The organism is Corallococcus sp. CA049B (assembly GCF_003611685.1).
Taxonomy (GTDB): Bacteria; Myxococcota; Myxococcia; order Myxococcales; family Myxococcaceae; genus Corallococcus; species Corallococcus coralloides.
In genome coordinates this window covers 14307-30936 of record NZ_RAWC01000050.1, presented here as the reverse complement: position 1 = coordinate 30936, position 16630 = coordinate 14307, and the positions used below count along the sequence as shown (strand labels likewise).

At 68.3% G+C, this 16630-nt stretch carries 16 protein-coding genes; 10 read left to right on the top strand and 6 right to left on the bottom strand.

What is annotated here, in order from left to right; all coding sequences use genetic code 11:
• The first annotated feature begins 189 nt into the window (after positions 1–189).
• The 4 genes from D7W82_RS41510 (at position 190) to D7W82_RS14135 (ending at position 5829) form a co-directional block, all read left to right on the top strand.
• Entirely contained in the window at positions 190–567 is a 378-nt protein-coding gene (locus D7W82_RS41510) for a 2Fe-2S iron-sulfur cluster-binding protein (RefSeq protein WP_233587532.1), read from the top strand.
• 11 nt (positions 568–578) lie between these two features.
• Positions 579–1787, top strand: a complete 1209-nt coding sequence (locus D7W82_RS14145) for a DUF6068 family protein (protein ID WP_147439332.1) — start codon at positions 579–581, stop codon at positions 1785–1787.
• Positions 1788–1910: 123 nt separating this feature from the next.
• The gene (locus D7W82_RS14140; protein ID WP_120618858.1) at positions 1911–3470 is read left to right on the top strand and encodes a hypothetical protein; all 1560 of its coding nucleotides are present in this window, start codon (positions 1911–1913) and stop codon (positions 3468–3470) included.
• Positions 3471–3630: 160 nt separating this feature from the next.
• Positions 3631–5829, top strand: coding sequence for an RCC1 repeat-containing protein (locus tag D7W82_RS14135; protein ID WP_120618857.1), 2199 nt, complete (start codon positions 3631–3633; stop codon positions 5827–5829).
• A 162-nt stretch (positions 5830–5991) separates the two neighbouring features.
• Here the strand turns inward: D7W82_RS14135 and D7W82_RS14130 are convergent, their stop codons facing one another.
• From D7W82_RS14130 to D7W82_RS14115, 4 genes are all read right to left on the bottom strand, one after another.
• Positions 5992–8238: a hypothetical protein gene (locus D7W82_RS14130; protein WP_120618856.1), complete on the bottom strand. Its 2247-nt coding sequence runs from the start codon at positions 8236–8238 to the stop codon at positions 5992–5994.
• Positions 8235–9017 carry a hypothetical protein gene (locus tag D7W82_RS14125; RefSeq protein WP_120618855.1) on the bottom strand — a complete coding sequence of 261 codons (783 nt, stop codon included), beginning with the start codon at positions 9015–9017 and terminating at the stop codon, positions 8235–8237. The genes D7W82_RS14130 and D7W82_RS14125 overlap by 4 nt, the downstream gene beginning before the upstream one ends.
• An 80-nt stretch (positions 9018–9097) precedes the next feature.
• On the bottom strand, positions 9098–10783 hold the full coding sequence (locus tag D7W82_RS14120) for a hypothetical protein (protein ID WP_120618854.1): 1686 nt from the start codon (positions 10781–10783) through the stop codon (positions 9098–9100).
• An 87-nt stretch (positions 10784–10870) separates the two neighbouring features.
• Positions 10871–11515 carry a TetR/AcrR family transcriptional regulator gene (locus D7W82_RS14115; RefSeq protein WP_120618853.1) on the bottom strand — a complete coding sequence of 215 codons (645 nt, stop codon included), beginning with the start codon at positions 11513–11515 and terminating at the stop codon, positions 10871–10873.
• Between the two features lie 96 nt (positions 11516–11611).
• Here D7W82_RS14115 and D7W82_RS14110 point away from each other — a divergent pair, with 96 nt between their 5' ends.
• The 6 genes from D7W82_RS14110 (at position 11612) to queD (ending at position 15425) form a co-directional block, all read left to right on the top strand.
• Entirely contained in the window at positions 11612–12427 is an 816-nt protein-coding gene (locus D7W82_RS14110) for an alpha/beta fold hydrolase (protein WP_120618852.1), read from the top strand.
• A gap of 16 nt (positions 12428–12443) precedes the next feature.
• Positions 12444–13445: a PHB depolymerase family esterase gene (locus D7W82_RS14105; RefSeq protein WP_120618851.1), complete on the top strand. Its 1002-nt coding sequence runs from the start codon at positions 12444–12446 to the stop codon at positions 13443–13445.
• 164 nt (positions 13446–13609) lie between these two features.
• Positions 13610–14152, top strand: a complete 543-nt coding sequence (locus D7W82_RS14100) for a hypothetical protein (protein ID WP_147439331.1) — start codon at positions 13610–13612, stop codon at positions 14150–14152.
• 94 nt (positions 14153–14246) lie between these two features.
• Positions 14247–14564: a helix-turn-helix transcriptional regulator gene (locus tag D7W82_RS14095; RefSeq protein WP_014394264.1), complete on the top strand. Its 318-nt coding sequence runs from the start codon at positions 14247–14249 to the stop codon at positions 14562–14564.
• Positions 14561–14965, top strand: coding sequence for an SRPBCC domain-containing protein (locus tag D7W82_RS14090; protein ID WP_120618849.1), 405 nt, complete (start codon positions 14561–14563; stop codon positions 14963–14965). Before D7W82_RS14095 ends, D7W82_RS14090 begins: the two co-directional genes overlap by 4 nt.
• 61 nt (positions 14966–15026) lie before the next feature.
• On the top strand, positions 15027–15425 hold the full coding sequence (gene queD, locus D7W82_RS14085) for a 6-carboxytetrahydropterin synthase QueD (protein ID WP_120618848.1): 399 nt from the start codon (positions 15027–15029) through the stop codon (positions 15423–15425).
• Between the two features lie 8 nt (positions 15426–15433).
• On the opposite strand, the gene D7W82_RS14080 is transcribed toward queD, so the two are convergent.
• Complete coding sequence (locus D7W82_RS14080; RefSeq protein WP_120618847.1) at positions 15434–16135, bottom strand: SDR family NAD(P)-dependent oxidoreductase; 702 nt, start codon at positions 16133–16135, stop codon at positions 15434–15436.
• The gene (locus D7W82_RS14075) at positions 16128–16628 is read right to left on the bottom strand and encodes a 6-carboxytetrahydropterin synthase (protein ID WP_120618846.1); all 501 of its coding nucleotides are present in this window, start codon (positions 16626–16628) and stop codon (positions 16128–16130) included. The genes D7W82_RS14080 and D7W82_RS14075 overlap by 8 nt, the downstream gene beginning before the upstream one ends.
• Positions 16629–16630: the final 2 nt, after the last annotated feature.

The window sequence follows — 16630 nt, the reverse complement described above, 5'->3', positions numbered from 1 at the left end:
CGCCGTCCTCGTCCCCGCCTCCGTGGGGCACATGGCCACCAGTATCCCCCGAAGCCGCGGGCACGTCCCGCCCCAGGACTCCATGTCTCCGGTCGTGTCCCGGATGCTTTCCGCGCTCCGGGTGACAGGTGCCGCACAGGGCTTGCCAGGTCGTTGGGGCCGCCCGTGGCCACGTGCCACACTTTCTCCATGGCTGACACGCTGCCCACGGACGCAGCCCCTCCCCCCAGCGAGCTGGCGGAGGACGCCACACGCGTGCTGCTGCCGGGGGTCTCTCCGCTGCCGAAGCCTCCGAGCAAGTACACCGTGGCCGGTCATCCCACGGGGCGCGTCGACGCACGGGACATCGTCACCGGCGCGGACGTACTCGCAGGCCTTCGCCGCTCGCGACGCATTGCAGGTTACCTGGACTCCTGGTTCTTCGCGCTGCTGCGCAGGAATCCCCAGCCGACCGACGCGGCCATGAGCGACAATGTCTGCCGCTGCGGCACCTACGTCCGCATCCGCGCCGCCATCCACCGCGCGGCGCTGCTGCTTCGCAACGGCGCGGTCCCCCGGGAACGGTGAACAGGGAGCACATGCGGCCGAACCTCCTCCTGCTGTGCACGGTGCTCGTGGCAGGCCCCGCCTGCGTGGGCATGAAGCCCGTCCCCCTTCCGCCGGAGGCCGCAGCCTCTCCGTGGAAGTACGCCCGCGTGGGGGATCGCGTGGAGTACACCTTCAGCAGCACGCTGTTCGATCCCTACATCCCGTTCGACACGCAAGCCTTCCTCCAGGGGAAGATTCGCGAGGAGCCCCCGGGACGTACGAACACGGTCGAGGGCCGGGTGGCGGTGGAGGTCGTGGCCGTGCGGCCTCCGTGGGCCTGGCTCGCCATCACCTTCACGAATGACTGGGGCCGTCCCCATCCCCATCGCGCGCTCACCCAGGCCCATGTGTTGCCCATGCGCATGGAGGAGTCCCAGCCGCGCCCGCCCGTCCCACTCCGGGGCGATGACGTCACCGAGGAGCGGTTCTCCGCCGCGGGACGGACCTGGAGCGCATGGCGCTCCGAGCACGACTCCCGCGTCAGCGATGGCTCGCGGGAGGTCCGCGTCTACGCCTCGGTGCCCGGACCGCTGTACCTCACCCAGGGCCTGCTCGAAGCCAGCAGCGAGCCCGCGGGAATGGGCGTCACCGTCTCCTCCGAGCTCAAGCTCCGGTCCTTCCGCCAGGGCACCCTCGAGCCCGGCGAGGTCCCCACCCTGGAACACCCCCTGGGTCCGGGCACCTGGTACGACATGGTGACGGAGGCGGACAGCGAAGCCCCGAAGCTGCATCGCGCCTGCATGAGCGCGGAGGCCGGCCGGCTGCTGACGACGACGTGGCAGGGCGCCCCAGGCGAAGCGCCTCCCTGCGGCGACTTCCAGGGCGCGGCCAGCACCTTTCTGGGAGCAGCCCTGCACGGCTTCATCGTCCAGGCCGCGACGGTGTTCCCCTGGTGGCCTCCCGTCCTGGGAGAGCTCAAGCCCACAGGGCAGGAGACCGTCACCCGGGGCTCACACGCCATCCCCGCCACCGTCTGTACACAGCAGTGGGGCCAGCAGGACGCCCAGGGCTCCACGGCGCAGGAGGTCCGGTACGCGGTGGATCCCTGGGGCAAGGAGCTCGACGGCCTCTCCAGCTTGATCCGCTTCACGCCGCTGTACGACGGCACCTTCCACGTCCCGGCCCAGGGTCCGCGCAAGCTGGAGTACTCCACGGCCCTGGAGGACTGGGGCGTCTGGTGGAAGGCCGCCGGGAACTGACGCTACCGGGACGCCGGCCGGAACCACGTGGGCTCGGCGCGGACCGTCGTGCCGCCCGTGAACACGCCTCCGGTGCTTGGGGCAGCCCCAGCCCCACCCTCGAGTTGGCTGCACGGCCCGTGCGTGAAGCTCCTGGCGAAGCAGGACATCGCCAGGGAAGTCAGCACCCTGGCGGAGGACCGGACCGACCCGTCGGTGAAGGAGGTCCTCGACGCGCTCAAGGTGCCGCTGATGCGCTCCTGGCGGCTCGACTCCCACTCGAGTGGCGTCTTCTCCCAGATGTACTGCAGCAGCCAGCCTGGATGTGCCTACATGTTTGGGGCCAATATGTGCGGCGGCGTGGCCATCGCGTGCGAGAAGGCCACCACCGAAGCGTTCTGCAAGAAGATCAAGGGCTGCTCCTGGAAGCAGCCCGCTCGCACACCCGGGGACTCCATGCCGAAGCGTGAATTCGACGAGGGCATCGACACCGCGACCCTTCCCCGCATCTCCATCCTGTTCATCCCCTTCGACGCGGCGAAGAAGTTCTACAAGGCCAACACCACCAAGGGCGTGAAGGGGCTGAGCGCGACGCTCGATGACACGGGGATGCGGGTGGACGGGGCGAACCTCGCGAACCCGCTCGTCCCCAGCATGGGGGCCAGCGCGTTCCTGCAGGGGCCGGACATCGCCGCGAAGCTCGCGGACATCGTGGAGCAGGAGTGCGACCTCATCCGCAACATGCACGTCCGCGACGCCGACTATGACGACAACCTCCAGTCCTGGTTGAAGAGCAACGGCCCCCAGGCGGCGGACACGTCCCAGTGGAGCGACCGGCGCAAGAGCCGCGTCGAGCGGAACCTGCGCGGCTACAAGCACTACCCCGTCTTCATCTTCCTGTCGGAGAACCCCACGGGTTCGCCCTTCCCGGACCGCATCGACGTCGCCGGCCTGGGCATGTCGTACGTCCGCAAGCACCTGATTGACGACGCGACGGTGAAGGGCATCAAGCACGTCAACGAGATTGCCCTCTACCTGCGCGAGGACATCGACGGGCAGTTGGACAACGTGAAGGAGGACGGCTTCTACCTGGAGGCCACCACGCTCACGCGCAAGACGGCGTCCATCCAGACGAAGCTGAAGTCCAAGGACGAGTACATCCTGAAGGTGACGCTCGGGAACCGGTATGGCTATTCGGTGACGGTGGCCGGGGTGCACCTGCGCGCGTCGCTGACGGGCTCCAACCCGCACGAGCGGCAGGTGGAGCGCACTGCCTTGCAGGCCTTCTGCAAGTCCGAGGGCATCCAGGTGATGGTGGGGGACTTCAACATGGACCTCCAGGAGACGGCCCAGGGAAGCCGGGGCGTCTTCTTCGACGGCCGTCCGGAGACGCAGCCCACGTACATGCTGGCCCACAAGAGCAGCGAGGCCATCCCGCTCTTCCAGCAGCAGTATTCGAACTCGGCAGGCAACGCCCACTACATGGGCTACTACCAGGCGGACACGGAGCACCTGGAGCTGTCCGGCCCCGGCATGTTCGGGCTGATGGGCGCCAGCGGCTCCCGGCACCTGAAGTCCGAGGGCAAGTACTACTCGGACCATCCCTCCATCTACCTGCAGGTGAAGTCCACGCGCCTGACCGACGAGGCGCGCGACAAGATCTTCCGGCGGAAGATCTTCCGCATCGTGAAGCCCAAGCAGTAGGCAGGACTATGGGTGCGCAATGCCCCAGTCCTGACAGGTTGCAGCGAGCGTCCCGCCACACCAATTACCGGATTTTCTTTTTTCACGGAGAGAAGTCAGTTAATTCGGCTTGAGTGGTGATGCCGCGTCTCTCGTTGGCGTCCCCTTACAGGATCCCACAATGCAACCTCAAAGAATAACGTTTGCCCTCTCGCTCGTATTGTATGGGTTGCTTTGGAGTGGCTGTGGACCAGCCGCCCCGACCGAGCCGGAGGTATCCGAGGAGAGTTTCACGGCACAGGAGCAGGCCCTTGCCACCACGACACCTGCCGTTGCTGCGGGCAATGGCCATACGGTGGTACTGAAGGCCAACCGCACGGTCTGGACCTGGGGCGGCAACTATTACGGTCAGCTTGGAGATGGGACTCAAAGCGATCGCCAGTTTCCGCGACGGGTTGACTCCCTGAAGGACATCACCGCAGTCGCTGCTGGCAGCTATTTCACGCTGGCGCTCAAGGCAGATGGCAGCGTCTGGAGCTGGGGTGACAACTACGCGGGCCAACTCGGCGATGGCTCGACCCAGACGAGCTACCGGCCGGTCCAGGTACAGGGGCTTTTGACCGTCGGTGCCCTGACGGCCGGGGCCTATCATTCGGTGGCGCTCAAGATTGATGGCACCGTCTGGTCATGGGGCGACAACTATTACGGCCAGCTTGGGGACGGCACGACCCAGTCCCAGTGGCTTCCCACCCAAGTGACGGGTCTGACGGGCGTGACCACCATCGCCGCGGGCGACTACCACACCCTGGCGCTCAAGTCGGATGGCACCGTCTGGGCATGGGGCGACAATACCCTGGGTCAGTTGGGGGATGGCACGCTCGATCCCAGCGCCTTCCCGGTGCAGGTGCCGGGACTCTCGGACGTCAAGGCGATCGCCGTAGGCAGCACCCACTCCCTGGCCCTCAAGTCAGATGGAACCGTCCTTGCCTGGGGCGACAACGCCTATGGGCAGCTGGGTGATGGCACGATGGATTCAAGCTCAAGCCCCGTGCAGGTCGCCAATCTCACCGGCGTGGCTGCCATTGACGCGGGCGGCTCCCACTCCTTGGCATTGATGACGTCGGGTGAATTGCAGGCATGGGGCGACAATTACCTCGGCCAGCTCGGGAATGGGACGACCGACACGAGCCTCACCGCCACGCCGGTTCAGGGCATCATGGGAGCATCAGCGATTGCCGCTGGTGGCTTCTATACGGTCGCGCTGGTCAACGGCTCCGTGAAGGCCTGGGGCGACAACAATTCCGGTCAACTGGGAGATGGGTCCTTCACCGAGAGCCTGACCCCCATCCAGGTGATGGGCTTCAACAACATCGTTTCCATTGTCGCGAGCGACAGCAATCACCTAGCACTCAAGGAGGATGGAACCGTGTGGTCCTGGGTCGATGTCGGAGCCACGGCTCCCGTGCAGGTTCCTGGACTGACGGGCGTAACTGCCATCGCCACGAGTCCCGATCATGCCTTGGCCCTGAAGTCGGATGGCACCGTCTGGGCGTGGGGAGCCAACCATTATGGTCAGCTTGGAGACGGCACCTTCACGTCGCGATCTACACCCAGGCGTGTCCAGGGACTTTCGAGTGTGACTGCCGTTGCCGTTGGCCGGTATCACTCACTCGCGCTGCGCTCCGATGGGACTGTTTGGGGCTGGGGCTTCGGAGTGTGGGGGCAGCTGGGGGATGGGAGTATTTCGAACCGCGTCACACCTGTGCGGGCGAGGATTACGGGGGTCAGCGCCATCACCGCCGGCTTTTACACCTCGTTCTTCCTAATGCTGGATGGAACCCTCTTGGGAACGGGGTATGGACAATACGGTGAGCTGGGAAGCGCTACAGTGTCCCCCCTCGGAGTCCCAATGAGGATCGAGGGCATCACCGGGGCGGCAAGCGTGACCGCAGGCTACTTCCACGTGGTGGCACTCAAAGCGGATAGAGCCGTGTGGAACTGGGGCCTCAACAGCGATGGACAACTTTGCAATGGGACGACCTCCAATAGCTCCGTTCCCACCCAGGCACTTTATTCAGGGCGAGGCATCGTGACCGGCGCCTACAACACGTTCATCTACTTCAACATTGGTTACATCCACGCATGTGGCGACAACAGTTCGGGCCAGCTAGGGAATGGAACGACCAACGACTCCTCCGCCACGCATGGGAACTACGCGTCGCTTCCTTCCAACATCCTCATGATTTCCGCGAGTGAGGCTCGGTCGTTGGCCTTGGGCTCGGACAACACCGTGTGGGCATGGGGCGGAGGGACTTCGTACCCAACCCAGGTGCAGGGCATCACTCCCACTCAGGCCACCGCCTTCACCGTTACCCCGTAGTCCAGCGGTCCGCATCACCTGGAACCGGGCTGGGGCTCTCTGGCGCTCCGACCCGGTTCCACCGTCTCAACGGGTGCGACTCCTTCGCGGCGCAGGAGCGGCAATGCCTGCTCACGAAAGAGTCCGCTGCGTCCTCCTGACGCGCTGGACGGCCCTCACGCGTCAGTACACGTAGGGCGTTTTGCGCGCCCACTCCGTCTTGCCGTAATGCTTGTGGAGGTACGCGAAGGCCTTCTTGGCCTCCGGGGTGTTCTGGCCGCAGCCGCGCTTGCTGGAGCGGACCGCGCGGAACAGCGCGATGGGCGAGCGCGGGTCCTGCGGGTGCGCCTTCGCCCAGTCCAGCGCCACACGGGAGAAGAAGGCCACGGAGGAGCCCGCCTCGTTGAGGGCCTTCCACTCCGCGGCGGCGTCCGCCCGCTCCTCCGGGCTCGCGAACGGGAGCGGCGTCTTCAGCGGATCCTCCAGGTTCTTCGTCCCCGGCACGCACCAGCCGTTGCGGTACCAGCTGAGGTCCTCGGTCAGGTCCAGCTTCGGGGAGACGTTGGCCAGACGATCCCTGGCGGGCTCCAGCCTCGCGGAGACGACCGGCAGCCCCATGATCAGCAGCCGCGCGTCGAACAGACGCTCCTCCGCCGTGGGCCGCCCCACGATGGCCAGCAACTCCGCGCGCGCCTTGGGCTCCGTCTCCGCGAGCGTGGTCGCCTGGGCCGTGAGCATGGCGTCATCCCCCACCACCGCGGCACGGGCGAACACGGCCCACGACAGCTGCCGTCGCAGCTCGGGAGTCAGCGTAGGAAGCGCGGCCCATTCGCGCAGCCTGCGCGTGGGGACATGGGACTCCAGGAAGGTGGCCCGCGCGGCGCTGAGTCCCATCGGTGCGCTGCCGTCCTGCTGGGGGGCCAGGACGAACTCCTCCACCAGGATCTGGGCCGCGTTGCGCAGGGCCTCGTCCCAGCTGTGCGCCAGATGCAGCCGTTCCTCCCGCAGGGCGTTGTCCACGGAGGCCAGGTCGCGCACCTGCTCCGGGGGAATGGCGTCCAGCCGCGCCCGGGCCTCCGCCAGCTGTCCCCGCTCCCGCAGCAGCTGCACGGAGCGCCACGCGAGCGTCATGCCTGCGGGGGACTCCACCGGCACCGCCGCCGCGTCCGTGAGCAACTGGGGCACCTCCGGCGCGTCGGCGCGGGCCGACAGCAGCGCGAGCACGAGCCATGGCTGATGCCCGGACTTCTTCCAGCGCGCCACTGCGGTCCCGTAGGCCTTCGCGGGCCATGGCGTCTCCGGAGCGCCGGTCTCCTCGGAGGCGGAGGCGGACATGAGCCGGAGCCACTCGAAGAGCTCCGCCGCGCGAGGCCTCAATCCCGGGCAGGTGACGGCGTTGCCCTCCGCGTCGGACCCCAGCGAGAGGCCGGCCAGCTCCGACTCCAGCCCAGAGCCCGTCCCCTTCTCCAGCACCCGCGAGAACAGCTCGCACCGCCAGGTGGCCGGCGACAGGCGCAAACGCACGAGGGACAGCAGACGCCGCGAGGGCCCGTGCACCTCACGCAGCTTCGGATCCGCGAGCACCTTCTGGATGGCCTCCTCCGCCCGGGTGAAGCGCGCGAGCGAGGCCTCGTCCAGCGTGCGCGCCTCGTAGTAGTCGTCCGGCTGTAGGAACAGCGCCTCGCGCACGCGGGTGCGCGCCACGAGGTACGCGCCGAGGACCCGGTAGGGAGAGTCCGCGGCACTGGCGATGTTCTGGAACGCCTCCGCCGCCGCGTCGAACTTCCCGCAGTACAGGTGCATGGCCGCGGCCTGGTAGTCGCGCTCGGCCTGCCTGCGAGCCTTCTCGCGCGGCGTCAGCGACTCCTCGATGCCCGGCGCCGGGTCGGCCAGGGTGCAGCCCTTGCTGAAGACGATGTCCTGATTGCCCACCCACTCCTTCAGCAGGGCCGGGCGCTGCTTCCATTCCTTCGCGAGCGCGCGGACCGTGGCCGCTGCATGCAGGAAGGCATCACCATGGATGTAGGCGTCGTTGGAGGCGTACACCATCTCGTTGACGTCCACCTGCGGCAGGTCCTTGGCGGGCACGACCTCCTGCCGGACGGCGGTCCATTGATCGCGGGCCCAGCCCGGGTTGGGCCCATAGCGGGACTCCGCGTCCTCCCAACCCGCCGCCAGATGCTTCTGCTCATCCGCCGTGGTGGGGATGCCCATCATCGAGCGAAAGGCGAAGGCGAGGTACGGCGGGTCGAAGGTGCGGCGGAGGATGCCCAGGCGTCCGGCGGCGTAGTGGCTGAAGGGCTGGTCGGGATTGTCGACGACGGAGAAGCGGGGCTCGGGCCCGAAGTCAGGCCCACAGGCATCGGCGATGACAGGAGGCAGCAGGACCGCGAGGCCCACGAGCCCCAGGACTGTTCTTGCGTTCTTCATGGTCGGGTCTCAGCCACGGCGCGAGCGAACGCATCAGGCGTCCACGGCCGGGGGTTGAAGAGATAGAGGGTCGAAACGCCGGGAGGCACGGGCTGCCACTCGTCCATGGCCATACCCATGCTGCCCGAGCACGGGCCGGGCAGTCCGCGCGCGAACCGGGCACGCCAGACCGGCGCGTCCGGGCCCATGCGGAAGAGCTGCGGCACCACTTCATCCACGGGCGCGCGCGCAATCCAGCTGCCGGGCACACACCACGACGCGAGCCCCGTGATGGACAGCGGCATCCCCGGAGGCAGGCGCGCGCGCAGCCGCTGGAGCAGGTCGACGTAGGCGTCGTATTCCGATGCACGGGCATCGAAGTCCAGCTGCAGCGCCGTCACGTCAGGGCGGCGGCGCACGAGCGCATCCAGACTCCCAGCCAACGACTCCAGGCGCTCCGGCCCGAAGCGCGCGAGCGAGTTCCCCGGGAGCACCTGCAACCGCACGGTGGCCTTCAACGCCGTGCCCGACGGAACCCGGAGCGGCTGCCTGCGCGGCAGCACATGGACGTCCTTGTCCGTGAGGTCGAGCGTCGCGAGCAGGAAGGCGACCTCCACCGCGCGGCCCTCCAGGAAGCGCAGGTCCTCCGGGCGCTCCCAGGCCCAGAGGACGAGCCGGGGCGGCGGAGTCACCGGCGTGGACACCGACAAAGGCAGGCACAGCAGCGTGAGGACGGCGGTGGCCCGCAGGCCGCGCCGTGGGCCGGGTGCCGCATGCGGGAAAGGAGGTTCGGGGAGCATCGCGGCCACGGAGCCACGGCCGGGCACCCTGCCCGGCCGGCACGGTGACACTTAGCAACCCGTGCGCCACCCCGTCCCGGTCATGAGTCCAGGATCTCCCTCAGCACCAGCATCTTCGCCACCGGCGCCACGAAGGTGAGCTGGCGCATGCGGATGAGGTTGCCCCGGTAGTCGCGAGCGATCTTCTTGTTGTTCTTCCCGAACTCGTCGAGCTCTCCCCAGTCCAGGAACTCGGTGAACCACACCGAGTCCTTCACCTTGGGCTGCTTCTTCGCCGAGCGGTCGAAGAGGTCGTCTTCCTGATTGTCGTCCTCCTCCGCCTGGAAGAGCTTCGTGCCCATCGAGTCGACGACGGTCTTCATGCCGTTGACGTTGCCGTGTTTGAAGTACAGCTCACACGCCGGCATGATCAGCTCCTTGAGTTTGCGGGTGTGCTCCTCCTCCGGGCTCAGCGTGTACTTGGCCGTGTTCGCGGACGCGAGCAGGGTGCCAATGGAGGTCACCTCCTGCTCGGAGCGGAAGTCCAGCTGGAGGTAGGGGCGGACCTCCGCGGCGAAGGTCATGTTGGGGTGGAGCAGGTCGTAGAAGGTGAGCCGGGTCCGCGCGATGCACTGGAGCGCGTCCGCATTGGAGATCCAGATGGGCAGCGAGTGCCGGGGCTCGGTCACGAAGAGCACGGCCAGGAAGGACACCAGGGCGGCCTCGACGGTGAGGTGCGCGGGCCCCTCCACCACCGTGCGCTTCTGCCCGAAGGCCTTCAGCTTGGGTTGGTAGAGCAGCGTCTTCTCCAGGAAGTTCGCCGTCGGCATCGGCACTTCCTCACCAGTCCCCAAGAGGAAGCAGAGGAGCCGCGCCAGCCCCGCGCTGTCCCCGAAGAAGCGGGACTCCACCTCCTCCAGCAGCGCGTAGAGCTCCGCGTAGGACAGGTCCGCGATCCGCAGGCCGTCCAGGGCCTCGGCGGAGGCGACCTCCGGGGTGATGAGCTTGCCGTCCTTGTCCACGAAGGAGATGACGCGCGTCGCCCCTTCGCCGTTCTTCTTCTTCGAGTTGTGGATCCACACACCGGAGTGGCTGTTGCCGAGCCGGACCTCCGTGAGGATGTGGAACCAGCCATCCTCCGTCTTGTATTGGGCCACCTTCGCCAGCTCCGCGCCCTGCATGCGTTTGCGCAGGGCCGTCAGCCGCACGAGCGCGTCAATCCAGGTGTCCCGGTCCCCGGGAATGACCTCGACGTGGCGCATGTCGGCCTCGGCCAGACCGGAGTACCGGCTCTTCTTCTTCTTCCCGCTCGCGACACGGTCGACCGTGCGGTCCACGCGTGACTCGAACGTCTCCGGCTTGGAGGACGTCGCCTTCGGCGCGACTCCCAGCTCGGACAGGTGCTTCGCCTTCAAGTCCTTGTAGCTTTGATGGAACTCGCCGAAGTCGGTGTTGAGACCGAGATAGGCCTTCTGCATCTTGAGGTCCGACGCGCCCTCCAGGAGCCCCGCGGAGACCGTGAACAGCCGCTTGGCGACGGTCTTCAGCGGGGTGAGCGTGTCGAAGCTCCGGGGTGGCTTGTGCCGGGTCCGCTCCACCAGCCAGAACACCCGGTCCCAGGCCGCGGCGTCCTTGCAGGTGCCGACGATCTCCATCAGGTAGGACCTGATGATCGTCAGGGTCGTGCCGTGGCAGCGGGCGAGCTGCTGCTCGAAGACAACCCAGTTGTCCGTGTCCAGCCCGATGCCCGCGAACTTCGTTCGGATTTCCTTCGGAGGTCCCGCCATGCGCACACCATACGAACCCGCGTGGCAGGCACTCCAGGATACCGTGGGTGACGCGCCCACCGCCCGACGCCGCGCCACCTCCCCTCCTCACTTCCCGGCCTTGGCCCCCAGCATCCGCAGCGCCAGCTCCGCGTGCAGGTCCGCCAGCGCGTCCACGTCGAGCGCGGGCGTGGGTTCGAACCAGTAGGGCAGCCGCAGCCCCATGGCGGAGATGGCCGCGGCGACGACGCCCGCGTTCGGCACGGAGAACACGCCCTGCGCGCGGCCCCGTTCGATGACCGCCATCAGCAACGCCGACGACTGCTCCCGCAGCGCCAGCGACGGCGCCGCCAGCTCCGGCGGCAGCGCATGGATTTCGTCGTTCACCACCACGGCCAGCTGCGGATGCGTCGCGTGCAGCTGCGTGTGCGCCCGGACCAGCGCCCGGAGCTGCTCCACCGGCTTCGCCCCCGCGCCGAGCAGCGCCGTGCGCAAGCCCTCGTGGTGCGCCTCGTGCCCCAGCCGCACCAGCTCCGCGAGCACATGCTCCTTGGAAGGAAAGTGCGCGTAGAGCGCGCTGGGCCGCAGCTCCAGCTCCTTGGCCAGGTCCCGGATGGACGCGTCATGGAAGCCCCGGCTCGCGAAGAGCTGGAGCGCCGTCTCCAGGATGCGGCGACGCGTGCCGTCCGCCAGCGCCGAGGCCGGAAGCACCGCCTTGCGCGCGCGGAGACGGGACGGAGAGGAAGACGCCATGGGGGCCACCTTGAAAAACGAACGGTCGTTCAGCTACGGTTCCACCGACGCTGGAAGCGTAGTCCATCCCCCCTCTGAACGGTCGTTCACCTGACGATGCCCACGTTCTCCCTCCCCGACGGCGTCACCCTGCACCTCCAGGAGTCCGGCGAGGGAGCGCCCATCCTGCTCCTCCACGGGCTGGGTTCGTCCGGCAGCGACTGGGACGCGGTGGTGCCCCGGCTGTCCGCGCATCACCGGGTGCTGGTGCCGGACGCGCGCGGCCACGGCAAGAGCGACAAGCCGGCGGGCGCGTATGGCGTGGCCCTCTTCGCCAGGGACATCGCCGCGCTGTGTGACGGACTGGGCCTGACGCAGGTGCACGTCATCGGCCTGTCCATGGGCGGGATGATGGGCTTCCAGCTGGCGGTGGACCGGCCGGACCTGGTGCGCAGCCTGACCGTGGTCAACAGCGGGCCGGACATGGTGGCGCGCACGCTCCGACGGAAGCTGGAGTTCGCGGCGCGCCTGCTGGTGCTGCGCCTCCTGGGTCCCCGGGGGCTGGCGAAGCGCGTGGCCCCGAAGCTGTTCCCCAAGCCGGAGCAGGAGGCCCTGCGCCAACGGGCCATTGAGTCCCTGGGCGCCAACGCGCCGGACGTGTACCTGCGCGCGACGCGGGGGCTCATCGGCTGGAGCGTCCAGGACCGGCTGAAGGACATCACCTGTCCCGTGCTCGTGCTGCACTCCGAACGGGACTACACGCCGCTGTCCACGAAGCAGGCCTACGCGGGCCAGCTCCAGGACGCATGGCTCCAAGTGCTGACGGATTCCGGGCATGCCGCGCCCGTGGATCAACCCGGACAGGTCGCCGACGCGGTGGAGAGGTTCCTCCGGGAAGTCGAGTCACCCGGGCGCATGACGCGTCCTGGCTGAAGCAGGAGGCAGACACATGTCGGTGACTCGGAAGGTCCAGGCCATGGCTCGCATGGCGGTGGCGGTGTGCGCGCTGTTCGCGGTGCTGGGCGCCACGCCGGCCCGCGCGGGCGAGTGGGTCCACGGCGTCTATTCCAACGTCTGGGGCACCCGGAGCTTCCAGCTCTGGGTCCCCACCGGCTACCAGCCCGGTGAGCCGCTCCCGCTCGTCGTGGGGCTGCATGGCTGTCTTCAGAACCCGGACCAGTTCGCGGGCCTGTCGCGGCTGAACGCGAAGGCGGACGCGGAGCGGTTCCTGGTGCTCTATCCCAACCAGGCGATGTTCGCGAACGGCACCCAGTGCTGGAACTTCATGTTCTCCTCCAACCAGGAGCGAGGCATTGGCGAGCCGTCGCTCATCGTCGGCATGGTGGATTGGGTGAAGGGCCACTACGCGGTGGACTCGCGCCGCGTCTACCTGGGCGGCGTCTCCGCGGGCGCGGTGATGACCAGCGTCCTGATGGCCTGCTACTCGGATGTGTTCGCCGCGGGCATGGTGGGCGCGGGCGCCATGTACAAGGCGGCCACCACCGCGTCCGGCAGCCTCTACGCGATGACGTTCGGCAGCATCTATTCGCCGGATGACCGGGGTCATGACGCGTGGGCGTGCTCGGGCAAGGCGCGCCGCAAGGTGCCGGTGCTCGTGGTCCATGGCACTTCGGATGACGTCGTCAATCCCGTCAATGGACAGCAGGCCGCGCGCCAGTTCCTCCAGACGAATGACTACGGCGATGACGGCGCCAACAACAACAGCGTGTCCAACACCCCGGCCCGGGTGACGTCCGCTGTTTCACCCGGAGGCCGCAAGTACACCGTGAGGGACTACGTCTCCAACGGCGTGCTCCTGGTGCAGCACATCGAAATCCAGGGCATGGGGCACGCATGGCCCGGCGGTGACGGCGCCTTCCCGTTCGCGGACCCAGCGGGTCCCGACGGAACCACCATCCTGTGGGACTTCTTCAAACAGCACTCCCGCTGAAGGGCGCGGCCTGTCCGGCGGTTCCAGGACTACCCGGGAAGACGTGGACATCCCATCCGGCGCCATGTTGAGCTTGGGTCAAAGGCATCCATCGCCCGCCCACCCGAGACGCAGGCCCCATGTCCTTCTTCGAAGTGCTTTCACCGGTTCCACAGAAGATGGACATGGGGGGCGACCTCCCCCTGCGCTTCCACACGCGTCCGCTGATCGGACAGGTCGTGTGGCCCCTGCTCGGGTTCGTGCTGCTCGTCGTGATCCCCGTCGCCTACGCGCTGGACCAGGGCCTGTCCCTGGCCCTGCTGCGCGAGCAATGGATGCTGCCGCTGGTGGGCGTCCTGGCCCTGTTCGTGACCGGGACGCGCATCGTGCAGTGCCTGACCACCCGCCTGGAGGTGGTGGTGACCGCCTCGGAGGTGTCGCTGCGCGGCGCCGGAGCGCTGAGCGCCTTCACCTGGAGCGAGCCCCTGGAGCACTACGCCGGACTGGACTGCGAGCGGCGCCACCACCCGGACTGGATTGGCGCGCAGGACGAGTACGGCATCGCGATGACGCACCGGAAGGACCCGGAGCGCAACGTCGTCGTGCACTGGGGCCGCGATGCCCGGCGCTTCGAGGACCGGCTCGCGCGCTACGCCCAACTCCTCCGGCTCCCCGTCCGCCGGGAGCAGCGCGCGCCCCTCGCGCAGGCACGCGCCGCCCGCAGATAGCCGCTTCACGCGAAGCCACGGACGCCCGGCGACGCGTCGGGATTCTCCGACGTCTCTTGACGCGTCGGATATTTCCGACGTATCACTCCGGGCCATGTCCGAACCGGATGTCTTCGCGGCGCTCTCCAATCCGGTGCGCCGGGAAATCCTGTTGCAGCTGCGCAAGGGGCCGCGCGCGGTGAACGACCTGGCGAGCGGCTTCCAACTGGGGCGGCCCGCCGTCTCCGAACATCTCCAGGTCTTGCGCAAGGCGCGGCTCGTCCGCGAGGAGCCGCGCGGCCGGGAGCGCTACTACCACCTGGATCCGCGTCCGCTGTCGGAGGTGGACGACTGGCTCAAGGCCTTCACGCACTACTGGAAGCAGCGGCTCGCCGCGCTCGAGGACGTGCTCGACGAGGAGTCACGCAAATGAATCCCCCCGCCGTCATCCAGCTGGACCACCTGTATGCCCATCCTCCCTCCGCCGTGTGGAAGGCTTTGACGGACCCGGCGCTCCACGCGAAGTGGTGGGCCGCGGGCGACGTGCGCCCCGTCGTGGGCCACCGCTTCACGCTCGACATGGGCGCCTGGGGCCAGCAGCCCTGCGAGGTGCTCGCGGTGGAGCCGGAGCGGCTGCTCCAGTACCGCTTCGCCACCGGCACGCTCGACACCACCCTCACCTGGAGGCTGGCGCCGGAGGGGACGGGGACGCGGCTCACGCTCGTCCACGAGGGCTTCAACCTGGACTCGCCCATGGGCCGCCGGGCCTTCGAAGGGATGAAGCCGGGCTGGCCGGGGTTGCTCGCACGGCTGGGCACCGCGCTCGAAGGCTGAGCGCCCGCCCCCTGAGACGAGCCGTGGACGCAAGGGGGGAACGCGGATACAAGGCCGCCGAATGGAGGCCGTCCCCGTGAAGAAGACCCCCCTCGTCACCGAAATCTCGAAGGAGTTCACCTTCGAGGCCGCGCACCGCCTGCCCAACGTTCCGGAAGGGCACAAGTGCTCGCGGGTGCACGGCCACAGCTACCGCATCGAAATCACCCTCCGCGGCCCCGTGCATCCGCAGTTCGGGTGGATCGTGGACTTCGCGGAGCTGAACGCCGCCTGGCAGCCGCTCCACGCCCAGCTGGACCACCGGCTGCTCAACGACGTCCCCGGCCTGGAGAACCCCACGAGCGAGCTGCTGGCCGCGTGGCTCTTCGAGCGCGTGAACGTGCCCGGCACCACCGTCGCGCGTATCCGCGTGGCGGAGACCTGCACGTCCTCGTGCACCGTCTACGCGCAGGAAGGCTGAGAGCCGCTTCAGCGCTCGATCTGCCCCAGGTTGGCGTGGATGACCGCGCCATTCAGGACCGGGGTGGTGGCGCAGAGGTAGAGCACGCCGGCGATCTCCTCCGGCGTGATGAGCCGCCCGAACGTCGTCAGCCCCGCCACGCTCGCCCGGACGGCGGGGTCCGCGCCCATGTGCTCGCGGAGCATCTCCGTGTCCGTGAAGCCCGGGCAGACGCAGGCGGTGTGGACCTGGGTCCCCGCCAGGTCCTGGCAGGTGGCCCGCATCATCCCGATGAGCGCGTGCTTGGTCGTCACGTAGGACGCCACGCCCTTCACGGCCTTCTCCCCCAGCGTGGATGACACGTAGAGCAGGGACGAGCCGTCCGTGAGCAGCGGCCGCGCCAGGCGGTTGAGCACCAGCGGGGCCACGACGTTGACCTCCAGCACGCGGCGCAGGTGGTCCGCGTCCATGGTCAGCGCGTCGTCATGCTCGTAGAGCGCGGCGTTGTGGATGACTGACAGGCGCCCCTGCCCCGCCCCGTCGCGCAGCGCCGCTTCGACCGCGGGCTCCCAGCCCGGCACGGCCAGGTCCACCGGCACGTTGACGACGTCCGGCACGGTGCAGGGGCTTCGCGACACGTTGATGACGCGCCAGCCCTCCTTGCGAAAGCGCTCCGCCGCCGCCCGGCCAATGCCCCGGCTGGCGCCGGTGATGAGGACCTGATCAGACATCGCGTCTCCACTCCCAGGAGGCCCACTGGCCAGGGCCCGAAGCGCACTTCACCACCAGCCCCGTGATGTGGTCGCGCGCCATGCCGCTGCCGTCGCCCACCAGCTCCTCGCCGAAGACGCGCGCCAGCTCCTCCAGCGACACGTTGGCCACCGGGAGCACCGTGACGTCGCGCGCGAGGAAGCGCAGCTCCTCGCCGTTGAAGTGCGCCACGTGGTTGCCCTTTTCGTCCCGCTCCAGCCGCAGGTGCTTGGAGTGGGCGGGCAGGAAGAACGTCTCGTTCCAGGCCTTGCAGCGCTGGATGATGGCCTGCTTGAGCGGGCCGTAGTCCGCGAGCAGGCCGTCGTCGGACACCTCCCCCGTCAGCGCGACGTAGACGGAGAAGTTGTGCCCATGCAGGTTCTCGCGGTGCGTGGCGGAGAAGATGGTGAAGTGCCCCGCGGAGAACTTCATCTCTTCCTTGTGCAGCTCGAGGGTCGTGGTGCGCGGCGCCATGG